Consider the following 10,538-nt stretch of genomic DNA (forward strand, 5'->3'; position numbering starts at 1 on the left):
TTTTGTAAGATAATTACAATTGACCTTATGCAAATTTCATGCCCTTTTTAAGATGAAAAAAAACATATATACTCTTGCTATTGAAAGTTCTTGTGATGATACTTCAGCCGCTATACTATGCAACGATAAAGTACTCTCAAATATTGTAGCCAGACAAGCTATTCATGAAGAATATGGCGGTGTAGTTCCAGAATTAGCTTCTAGAGCACATCAGCAAAATATTGTTCCTGTTGTAGATGTCGCTCTAAAAAAAGCAAACGTTACTAAAAATGACCTAAATTGTATTGCTTTCACACAAGGTCCTGGATTAATGGGATCTTTACTAGTTGGAGGTTCCTTTGCCAAATCTATGAGTATGGCTTTACAAATCCCTCTCATTGCGGTGAACCATATGAAAGCACATATTTTAGCGCATTTTATTGACGAAGAGAATTTTGATAAACCGACTTTTCCCTTTCTTGCTTTAACCATAAGTGGTGGGCATACCCAAATTGTTCAAGTAAATAGTTTTTTCGATTTAAAAATTATAGGAGAAACCACAGATGATGCTGTTGGGGAAGCTTTTGATAAATCAGCAAAAATATTAGGCTTACCTTATCCAGGAGGACCTTTAATTGATAAATATGCTCAAGAAGGAAACCCGAAAGCTTTTAGGTTTACTAAACCAAAAGTGGACGGCTTGGATTTTAGTTTTAGTGGTTTAAAAACTCAAATTCTTTATTTTATTCAAAAAAATCAAGCGGTAAACCCTAATTTTATTGAAGAAAATAGAAATGATATTTGTGCTTCTATCCAGCATACTATTATCAATATTTTAATAGACAAACTAAAATTAGCAGTACAACAAACTGGAATAAAGCAAATTGCTATTGGTGGAGGTGTATCTGCAAATAGTGGTATTCGTAAAACTCTAAAAGAAACAGAAAGCAAATGGGGATGGAAAACCTATATTCCAAAATTTGAATACACTACTGATAATGCTGCCATGATTGGAATTGTAGGATATTATAACTATCTTGAAAATAATTTTGACACCAATGACATTGTTTCTAAAGCACGAATAGAATTCTAATATGCAATTATTTTATAATCCTAATATACAAAAAGGAGACACTTTATTTACTTTTGATAAAGAAGAAAGTAAACATATCGTTAAAGTTCTAAGAAAAAAAGAAGGTGATACCATTCAGCTATCTAATGGAAATGGATCTCTTTTTACAGGTGAAATTACACTTGCATCGGATAAAAAGTGTCAAATTGCAATAAAGGAAGTACAATTTTTTGAAGCCAAAAAATACAAACTTCATATTGCGGTAGCTCCAACTAAAATGAACGATCGCTATGAGTGGTTTTTGGAAAAAGCTACCGAAATAGGCATCGATGAGATAACACCCATTATCTGTGATCACTCGGAACGAAAAGTTTTTAAAACGGATCGAGCTGAAAAAATAATTCAAGCTGCTATGAAACAGTCCTTACAATATTATTTACCAAAAATACATGAACCTATTCGTTTTACCGACTTCTTATCGCAAAACCATCCACAATTAAAGTGTATTGCACATTGCGAAGAACAAGATAGAAAAGCATTTAAAGATGTTGTGGTTGGTAATGAAAATATTTTAATTTTAATTGGACCTGAGGGTGATTTTTCAACACATGAAATCGATTTAGCTTTATCTAAAAATTTTATTCCAGTAACCTTAGGAAATACTAGATTACGAACAGAAACTGCTGCTGTAGCGGCTTGCCATACTGTAGCATTAATAAACGAATAATATGAATCGATATTTATTTATAGTACTTCTTCTTTTTAATTTAAGCTCCGCTCAAGAAATAGCAGTTTTAAAGTATTCTGGTGGTGGTGATTGGTATGCAAATCCTACCGCTCTACCAAATTTAGTTCAGTTTTGCAATCAAAACATCAATACAAAAATTACACCCAAAATCGCTACGGTTGAAGCCAATAGTTCTGAAATTTTTTCTTTCCCTTTTATACATATGACAGGACATGGTAATGTTATTTTTTCACCCAATGAAATTGAAAATTTAAGAAATTACCTTATTTCAGGAGGCTTTCTTCATATCGATGACAATTATGGCATGGATGAATATATCCGAAAAGAAATCAAGAAACTTTTCCCACAAAAAGCTTTAGAAGAAATTCCCATATCTCATGCTATTTTCCAAGGTCCTTACTCTTTTCCAAATGGTTTACCAAAAATTCATGAGCACGATAATAAAAAACCGCAAGCATTCGGAATCTTTATCGAAAACAGATTAGTTCTTTTATATACTTACGAATGCGACTTAGGTGATGGCTGGGAAAATCCTGAAATTCATAATGATCCCATAGAAGTTAGAGAAAAAGCCCTAAAAATGGGTGCTAACATTATTAATTACGCATTCAAATACTAAAACCTTTAAAACATACTCAAAAGTTTAATACTATATTTGAGGATTTTGCAATTATATAGAAATCTTTTTTAGAAAACAATATCCCTACATCAAATATTTTTGAAAAACGAAACTTTTTTTGACATAATATTGTGCTGTTATAAAAATAACATAACCTTAACACTTAACAAACAAATAATTATGAAAAAAATCGTTGTATTAGCGTCTGTGCTAATTTTAGGTTTTTCTTGTCAAAATGAAGACAAGAACGTTGATGGAGAAGCAACTTCTAAAGAACTTGCAGCAGCTGCCCACAGAGGATGTGCTTCTGAAGAAGTTTTACAAAGACAACTTAAGGATGATCCAGGATTAGCACAAAGAATGAAAGATATTGAAGTTCAAACAGCAGAAGCTATTTCTCAAGGAAGAATTGTAAACGGAGTAATTGAAATTCCAGTAGTAGTTAACGTTTTATACAGAACTTCAGCTGAAAACATTTCACAATCTCAAATTCAATCTCAAATTGATGTATTAAATAAAGATTTTAATGCGCAAAACTCAGATTTCAATACCGCAAACAATCCTTATTCAAGTGTACGTGCTAATGTAGGAATTCGTTTTGTATTAGATGCAATTTACAGAAAATCAACAACTAAAACTTCTTGGGGTACTAATGATGCTTGTAAAAAAACTGCTAATGGCGGTATGGCTCCTACTTCACCAACTACAAAATTAAACCTTTGGGTTGCAACAATTGGAGGTGGAATTTTAGGATATGCACAATTCCCAGGTGGATCATCTTCTACAGATGGAGTTGTTATAGATTCTAAATATTTTGGTACAACAGGTACAGCTACATATCCATTCAATTTAGGTAGAACTGCTACTCACGAAGTGGGTCACTGGATGAACTTACGTCACATTTGGGGGGATGCTACTTGTGGTTCAGATTTAGTTTCTGATACACCAACTCACAATACTGCAAACTATGGAGTTCCAGCTGTAGGTCATAGATCAACTTGTTCTGGTACACCTTTAGAAATGTATATGAACTATATGGATTATACAGATGATAGAGGAATGTACATGTTTTCTAACGGTCAAAAAAGCAGAATGTTAGCGATTTTTAACGTTGGAGGTTCAAGAGCTTCTTTCAGATAAAAACAAAATAAATATCATTTAAAAGCCATCAAAAATTTGATGGCTTTTTTTATTTAAATCTATTTCAATTCCTTTCATAAAAAAATTAATCAAGAATATATGCTGTAAACGAATTTAAAAAAATGTATTATTTTTCTTAAAAAAACCATTCACCAAAGTAAAAGACTATTCAAAAAAATGATATTTAAATAATCTTTTTTTAGCATTTTATTAACTTTTTATTCAAATTACAGAATTCGTAAAACCCTTTAAAAATAAGGATTTAAATTACATATAATTATCATTATTAACAGTTTTTACAAATAATATGTAAAAATTTTATATAAAAAAAATAACATTATTAATATTTAATGTTATATAATTGCAATGTAAATATATTAACAACCAAACAATTTACATTATGAAAAAAATTTTTTTAACAGTTACAGCAGCTATGCTTTTATTTTCTTGTAATAACGAAGATAACTCGGTAACGGAAACACCAGAAGCTTCAGTAACAGCTCACAGAGGTTGTGCATCTGATGAAGTTTTACAATGGCAATTAAAAGAAGATCCAGGATTAGCTCAAAGAATGAAGGACATTGAGATTAAAACTGCTGAAATGATTAGTCAAGGTAGAATCGTAAATGGCGTTATGGAAATACCTGTTGTATTTAATGTATTGTATCGTACATCTGCTGAAAATATTTCTACAGCTCAGTTACAATCACAAATTGATGTGTTAAATAAAGATTTTAACGCACAAAATTCAGACTTCAACACAGCAAACAATCCGTATTCAAGTGTACGTGCTAATGTAGGAATCCGTTTTGTGTTAGACGCAATTAACAGAAAATCAACATCTAAATCTTCTTGGGGAACAAGAGACGCTATGAAAAAATCTAAAAGAGGTGGTATTGATCCGACTTCACCAACTACTAAATTAAACATTTGGGTATGTACAATTGGTGGCGGAATTTTAGGTTATGCACAATTTCCTGGTGGTTCATCATCAACTGATGGCGTTGTTTTAGATTCAAAATACACTGGAACAACAGGAACTGCAACGTATCCATTCAACTTAGGTAGAACTGCAACTCACGAAGTAGGTCACTGGATGAACTTACGTCACATTTGGGGAGACGCAACTTGTGGTTCAGATCTAGTTTCTGATACTCCAACTCACAATACAGCTAATTATGGAGTACCACCTGTAGGTCACAGATCTACATGTTCAGGTACACCATTAGAAATGTATATGAACTATATGGATTATACAGATGATAGAGGAATGTACATGTTTTCTAACGGCCAAAAAAGCAGAATGTTAGCGATTTTTAACGTTGGAGGTTCAAGAGCTTCTTTCAGATAAGAAACAAAAAATATTTTATTTTAAAACTCGCTAGTAATTAGCGAGTTTTTTTTATTTTTGGTTCATGACATCAAAAGAACTTTCTATTGGATTATTACGCACAGTTTTTATACTGATTGGAATAAGCATTGTTTTATTTCTTTTATACAAAATAGCTACTGTAATCGTTTATTTAATCATATCAGTTGTCTTTTCATTAATTGCCAATCCTTTAGTTCAATTTCTAAAAAACAAATTAAAATTTGGAAATACTTTAGCGGTAATTACAACTTTGCTTTTTTTTCTTTTACTCATCATTTGCTTTATCTTATTATTTGTTCCTCTAATTTTATCGCAAGGAGAGAATCTTTCGTTATTAGATATCAATTCCCTAGAAACAAGTTTTAATGATATGACTACCAATATAAGTGTGTATTTAGAATCACACCATATTAATCTAAAACAACTATTTGATTCATCTTCCCTATCTTCAAAAATTAATTTCAATTTTATTCCTGATATTTTCAATGGAATCATAAACACTGTAGGCAATTTTGGAATGGGACTTGCCTCTGTTCTTTTCATTTCTTTCTTCTTATTGAAAGAAAAAGAGCAAGCCTTTCGTATTTTTAAGTTCGTTCTTCCTAGAAATCACAAACTAAAAATATTGACTTCTATGGAGAAAATCCAACATTTACTTTCTCGCTATTTTATAGGTTTGTTATTGCAATTATTCATTATTTTGATACTTTACCTTATTATCTTTTTAATTTTTGGCGTTCAAAATGCTTTTATAATTGCTCTTTTGTGTGCCGTTTTAAACATTATACCTTATTTAGGTCCGCTTCTAGGAATAATTGTAGCCTCGCTCTTAATAATGATTAGTGGTATTGGAACCGATTTTGTTCATACCACTTTACCAAACACCTTATATGTCATTTGCGGAATGCTTGTGGTTCAATTAATTGATAATAATTTGAGTCAGCCTATTATTTTTTCAAAAAGCACCAAATCGCATCCATTGGAAATTTTCTTAGTCATCATTTGTGCAGGAATTTTATTTGGTATTACCGGAATGATAATCGCAGTGCCTACTTATACCGCTTTAAAAGTAATTGGAAAAGAATTTTTACCAGACAATAGAATCATCAAAGCCTTAACGAAAGATATTTAATGAATGATCCTTTAGAAATCTTATTAAAAGAAGATATTCAAAATTTTATCAATACTAATTTAGATAGCGATACCAATCAGTTAGCGTTACAAAAAAACAATTTTGATATTGATTACATTCGAATCATAAATCAAATTGTAGCCAAACAGAAAGCGAAATTCAAGTTACCAACTTGGTTTGCTACTGCAAAAATCCTATATCCTTCCAAAGTTTCAATTGAACAAACTTCTTCCGAAAAAACAGCTGCATATAAAGCCTCGCTTATTTCTGGAGAAAGTTTAATCGATTTATCTGGAGGATTTGGAGTAGATGATTTTTATTTTTCCAAAGTTTTTACAGAAGTAATTCATTGCGAAATCAATACTGAATTATCTCAAATTGTAAGCCATAATTTCAAGCAATTACAAATCGAAAATTGTACGTGTCAAATTGGCGAAAGTAGCGTCATTTTAGAAAAATTAGACCGTAAATTCAGTTGGATATACATAGATCCTTCTCGAAGAAATGATTCCAAAGGAAAAGTTTTTTTATTAAACGATTGCGAACCCAATGTTCCTGTATTGTTGCCCAAATATTTTAATTATTCCAATCACATTTTAATCAAAACCGCACCTTTATTAGACATTCACTCTGCTTTAACGGAATTAGATTTCGTAAAAAAAATACATATCATAGCACTTGAAAATGAAGTGAAAGAATTGCTTTGGGAAATTGAAAAAGAGTACACTGGAGCAATCCATATTAACGCAGTAAATATCGAAAAAAACGATATCAATATTGTTACAACTTCTTTAAATGAAACTTACCAAGCAACATATTCCCTTCCAAAAAAATACTTATATGAGCCTAATGTAGCTATTTTAAAATCAGGAAACTTTAATGCTGTTTCACAACTATTTGAAATCGATAAATTACACCCACATTCGCATCTGTATACATCGGATTTTGTTAAAGAATTTCCAGGCAGATCATTTCAAATCGATTCTATAATTCCATTTCAAAAAAAAGAAATTAAAACCCATCTTCAGGATAAAAAAATGAATATTACTACTCGAAATTTTCCTATAAAAGTAGATGAAATAAGAAAAAAACATAAAATTAAAGAAGGTGGTTCAGTTTTTGCTTTTTTTACTACCGATATTCAAAATAATAAAATAGTTTTGCTTTGTTCAAAAATTTAATACCAATGAAAAGAATTCTTTATATTTTTTTATGTTTACCACTACTCCATTTCAGTCAAAAAAAAGATTGTATTTATGATTTTGAAGAAAAAACAGATTCAACCTACATTAAAGCAACCAACGGAAAATTGATGTACGAGAAAGTCTTTGGTAACTCCAAAGAATTTATTCAATTTAAATTAATCAATAACAACGGCATACCTACTTTAGAATTTCAACAAATTCAAAAAAGTCAGGATTTCATTCCCGTTAGATGCTTTAACAACAAATCAAAAGTTATTCTTCAATTAGAAGACGGAAAAATCATTAGTTTGATTAGTGCTGTAGAAGATGTTTGTTCTAATTTAACTTATATTGATTCTGAAAAAAGCAATATTCGAATACTTAATGCTTATTTCTTATTTACCAAAACCAATTACGAGTCCTTAAAAAAATCAAGGATAACCGTGATGAGAGTGCATTATGCAGGTGAATCTAAAGATTATATTATTTCAGATGAATTGCAATCGGAAATTTTAAATGAAAGAGTTAAACCCAGTCTTTATTTTATTGAAAATCTAGAGTGTATTGAGTAAAGAAATTCAAATTATATACAAACAAAAAAGCCTAGCGATTGCTAGGCTTTTTTGTGATCCCGTCAGGATTCGAACCTGAGACCTACTGCTTAGAAGGCAGTTGCTCTATCCAGCTGAGCTACGAGACCATTATTTTTTTAGTCGGGGTGGCAGGATTCGAACCTGCGACCTCCTGCTCCCAAAGCAGGCGCGATAACCGGGCTACGCTACACCCCGAAAACAAAAAAAGCGGAGAGACAGGGACTCGAACCCTGGCATCGGTTACCCGATGACAGATTAGCAATCTGCTCCGTTACCACTCCGGCACCTCTCCAATAATCTTACAAAGAACTGACCTTTTTTGCGGTTGCAAATGTATACCTTCCTATCTTAATTTACAACATTTATTCAGTTTTTTTTTGTGTTTTTTTTTATTTTTTTTTAAAACTACTAAAATTCAAATAGATACAAAAAAAATATTTTTTCAAACTAGTTTCATATTCTTTGTAAAGCTCATTTTTTTACTACTCAAAATTATAAAAAATGCAATTTTTATCAATAAAAATAGTAAATTCGCAATTCAATTAAAAAAGTCATATCATGAAAAAAGTTGTTATAGTTGCTGCAGTAAGAACCCCTATTGGTAGCTTTATGGGTGCCTTATCTTCTGTACCAGCTACAAAGTTAGGAGCAACTGCAATAAAAGGAGCTTTAAATAAAATTAATCTAGACCCAAAAGAAGTGGATGAAGTATTAATGGGAAATGTGGTTCAGGCTGGAAATGGACAAGCTCCTGCTAGACAAGCTGCCATTTATGCTGGAATTCCAGATACTGTTCCTTGTACAACGGTTAATAAAGTTTGTGCTAGTGGCATGAAAGCAGTGATGCAAGGTGCGCAAGCGATAATGTGTGGAGATGCTGAAGTAGTTGTTGCAGGTGGAATGGAAAACATGAGTTTAATTCCGCATTATGTACACATGAGAAACGGTGTGAAATTTGGCCCTACAACCTTAGTAGACGGCATGCAAAAAGACGGTCTTACCGATGCTTATGATAATAATGTGATGGGTGTATGTGCCGATTTATGCGCTACGGAACATAATATTTCTAGAGAAGCGCAAGATCAGTTTGCTATTCAATCCTACCAACGTTCTGCAGCTGCTTGGGATGCTGGTAAATTTAATACTGAAATTGTTCCTGTTGAAGTACCTCAAAGACGTGGCGATGCTATAATTGTTTCAAAAGACGAAGAATATACCAATGTAAAATTAGATAAAATCCCTAGTTTATCAGCGGTTTTCACAAAAGAAGGAACTGTTACAGCTGCTAATGCATCAACTATTAACGATGGAGCTGCTGCATTAATATTAATGAGTGAAGAAAAAGCGAATGCTTTAGGATTAAAACCTCTTGCTTACATTAAATCGTATGCAGATGCTGCACAAGAACCAAAATGGTTTACTACTGCTCCTGCAAAAGCGCTTCCTATTGCTTTAGACAAAGCTGGTGTAACTATTGACGCGATTGATTATTTTGAATTTAATGAAGCCTTTTCAGTAGTTGGTTTAGCCAATGCTAAAATTTTAGGCTTAAAAGAAGATAAAATAAATGTTAACGGTGGAGCAGTATCTTTAGGTCATCCTTTAGGATGTTCAGGAGCTCGAATCATTGTTACTTTAATCAATGTATTAGAACAAAACAATGGAAAATTAGGTGCTGCTGCAATTTGTAATGGTGGTGGTGGTGCTTCTGCTATTGTAATTGAAAGAGCTTAAATTTAAATTATGAATTATGAGTTAGGAATTGTAGATTTGTCTAACTCATAATTTATTTCATTTTACTAGCAAATCAATGTTTGGAATTTGTAATCTAGCTATTATCCCTCTTCGATTAGAACCCTCAGACAGAAGCGAACAGGTTTCTCAACTCCTTTTTGGAGACCATTTTACAATTATTGAGCAATTAGATAAATGGGTGAAAATAGAGACTGCTTTTGACAACTATATAGGCTGGATTGACAACAAACAATTTCAAACTATTTCTGAAAAACAGTTTCATTCTATTGAACAATCTCCAATGGTTTTAAATGGAGATTTAATAGAATACATTTCTACTCCAAAAAATCAATTAATTCCAATACCTTTAGGTAGCTGTCTTTCTTTTCTAGACAACGAACAAATTAATACTGAAAATTATTCTTTTGAAGGAATAAAAATTTGTGGCATTAAAGACAAATCGAATTTAGTAAAGACTGCTTTCATGTATTTAAACGCTCCTTATTTATGGGGCGGAAAAACACCTTTTGGTATTGACTGCTCTGGTTTTACTCAAATGGTTTATAAATTAAATGGGTACAAAATATTAAGAGATGCATCTGAACAAGCCACTCAAGGGGAAGCATTAAGTTTCATTGAGGAAAGTGAACCTGGAGATTTAGCTTTTTTTGATAATGAGGAAGGAAATATTATCCATGTAGGCATCATGATGGATGACAATTATATCATACATGCATCAGGAAAAGTAAGAATTGACAGACTGGACCACTTAGGAATTTACAATGCTGAAACCAATAGACACACGCATAAATTAAGGGTCATTAAAAAAATCATATAAACAAAAAAGGTCTCAAATTAGACTGCACCCAAAAAGTTAGACAAATTTAAACTTAATTTTGATAATAATGAGCTCGATATTTTATCGGGCTCATTTTGTTTAGATTTGATTTAATTCTTTCGTTGTT

Annotated in this window: 10 protein-coding genes and 3 tRNA genes; 10 read left to right on the top strand and 3 right to left on the bottom strand. The window is 31.8% G+C overall.

The window, feature by feature from the left end; translation table 11 throughout:
* Positions 1-52: 52 nt before the first annotated feature.
* The 8 genes from tsaD to FHG05_RS16165 all read left to right on the top strand — a co-directional run bounded on the left by tsaD (position 53) and on the right by FHG05_RS16165 (position 7,818).
* Positions 53-1,072, top strand: a complete 1,020-nt coding sequence (tsaD, locus tag FHG05_RS16130; RefSeq protein WP_140999143.1) for a tRNA (adenosine(37)-N6)-threonylcarbamoyltransferase complex transferase subunit TsaD — start codon at positions 53-55, stop codon at positions 1,070-1,072.
* Position 1,073: 1 nt separating this feature from the next.
* Positions 1,074-1,778 (top strand): 16S rRNA (uracil(1498)-N(3))-methyltransferase, encoded by a 705-nt coding sequence (locus FHG05_RS16135; RefSeq protein ID WP_140999144.1) that lies wholly within the window; start codon positions 1,074-1,076, stop codon positions 1,776-1,778.
* Position 1,779: 1 nt separating this feature from the next.
* Positions 1,780-2,418 carry a DUF4159 domain-containing protein gene (locus FHG05_RS16140; protein WP_140999145.1) on the top strand — a complete coding sequence of 213 codons (639 nt, stop codon included), beginning with the start codon at positions 1,780-1,782 and terminating at the stop codon, positions 2,416-2,418.
* A gap of 180 nt (positions 2,419-2,598) precedes the next feature.
* A complete protein-coding gene (locus FHG05_RS16145) occupies positions 2,599-3,558 on the top strand; it encodes a zinc metalloprotease (protein WP_140999146.1) in 960 nt (319 codons plus the stop codon).
* A gap of 400 nt (positions 3,559-3,958) precedes the next feature.
* On the top strand, positions 3,959-4,909 hold the full coding sequence (locus FHG05_RS16150; protein ID WP_140999147.1) for a zinc metalloprotease: 951 nt from the start codon (positions 3,959-3,961) through the stop codon (positions 4,907-4,909).
* A 64-nt stretch (positions 4,910-4,973) separates the two neighbouring features.
* Positions 4,974-6,062 carry an AI-2E family transporter gene (locus FHG05_RS16155; RefSeq protein WP_140999148.1) on the top strand — a complete coding sequence of 363 codons (1,089 nt, stop codon included), beginning with the start codon at positions 4,974-4,976 and terminating at the stop codon, positions 6,060-6,062.
* Positions 6,062-7,243, top strand: a complete 1,182-nt coding sequence (locus tag FHG05_RS16160; protein WP_140999149.1) for a THUMP-like domain-containing protein — start codon at positions 6,062-6,064, stop codon at positions 7,241-7,243. The genes FHG05_RS16155 and FHG05_RS16160 overlap by 1 nt, the downstream gene beginning before the upstream one ends.
* A 5-nt stretch (positions 7,244-7,248) precedes the next feature.
* On the top strand, positions 7,249-7,818 hold the full coding sequence (locus FHG05_RS16165; protein WP_140999150.1) for a hypothetical protein: 570 nt from the start codon (positions 7,249-7,251) through the stop codon (positions 7,816-7,818).
* 54 nt (positions 7,819-7,872) lie between these two features.
* Here the strand turns inward: FHG05_RS16165 and FHG05_RS16170 are convergent.
* From FHG05_RS16170 to FHG05_RS16180, 3 genes are all read right to left on the bottom strand, one after another.
* A tRNA-Arg gene (locus FHG05_RS16170) sits at positions 7,873-7,946 on the bottom strand.
* 13 nt (positions 7,947-7,959) lie between these two features.
* Positions 7,960-8,034, bottom strand: a tRNA-Pro gene (locus tag FHG05_RS16175).
* A 13-nt stretch (positions 8,035-8,047) separates the two neighbouring features.
* Positions 8,048-8,131: transfer RNA gene (locus tag FHG05_RS16180), tRNA-Ser, on the bottom strand.
* 263 nt (positions 8,132-8,394) lie between these two features.
* Between FHG05_RS16180 and FHG05_RS16185 the strand changes: the two genes are divergently transcribed.
* Complete coding sequence (locus FHG05_RS16185) at positions 8,395-9,573, top strand: acetyl-CoA C-acyltransferase (RefSeq protein WP_181369188.1); 1,179 nt, start codon at positions 8,395-8,397, stop codon at positions 9,571-9,573.
* 76 nt (positions 9,574-9,649) lie between these two features.
* Positions 9,650-10,411 carry a C40 family peptidase gene (locus FHG05_RS16190; protein ID WP_140999152.1) on the top strand — a complete coding sequence of 254 codons (762 nt, stop codon included), beginning with the start codon at positions 9,650-9,652 and terminating at the stop codon, positions 10,409-10,411.
* The last annotated feature ends 127 nt before the right edge of the window (positions 10,412-10,538 follow it).

Source organism: Flavobacterium profundi (genome assembly GCF_006491645.1).
Classification (GTDB): Bacteria; Bacteroidota; Bacteroidia; order Flavobacteriales; family Flavobacteriaceae; genus Flavobacterium; species Flavobacterium profundi.

Excerpts from the sequence above, each read along its gene's own strand:
- tsaD (WP_140999143.1), top strand. The coding sequence starts at position 53 with ATGAAAAAAAACATATATACTCTTGCTATTGAAAGTTCTTGTGATGAT.
- FHG05_RS16135 (WP_140999144.1), top strand. The coding sequence starts at position 1,074 with ATGCAATTATTTTATAATCCTAATATACAAAAAGGAGACACTTTATTT.
- FHG05_RS16140 (WP_140999145.1), top strand. The coding sequence starts at position 1,780 with ATGAATCGATATTTATTTATAGTACTTCTTCTTTTTAATTTAAGCTCC.
- FHG05_RS16145 (WP_140999146.1), top strand. The coding sequence starts at position 2,599 with ATGAAAAAAATCGTTGTATTAGCGTCTGTGCTAATTTTAGGTTTTTCT.
- FHG05_RS16150 (WP_140999147.1), top strand. The coding sequence starts at position 3,959 with ATGAAAAAAATTTTTTTAACAGTTACAGCAGCTATGCTTTTATTTTCT.
- FHG05_RS16155 (WP_140999148.1), top strand. The coding sequence starts at position 4,974 with ATGACATCAAAAGAACTTTCTATTGGATTATTACGCACAGTTTTTATA.
- FHG05_RS16160 (WP_140999149.1), top strand. The coding sequence starts at position 6,062 with ATGAATGATCCTTTAGAAATCTTATTAAAAGAAGATATTCAAAATTTT.
- FHG05_RS16165 (WP_140999150.1), top strand. The coding sequence starts at position 7,249 with ATGAAAAGAATTCTTTATATTTTTTTATGTTTACCACTACTCCATTTC.
- FHG05_RS16190 (WP_140999152.1), top strand. The coding sequence starts at position 9,650 with ATGTTTGGAATTTGTAATCTAGCTATTATCCCTCTTCGATTAGAACCC.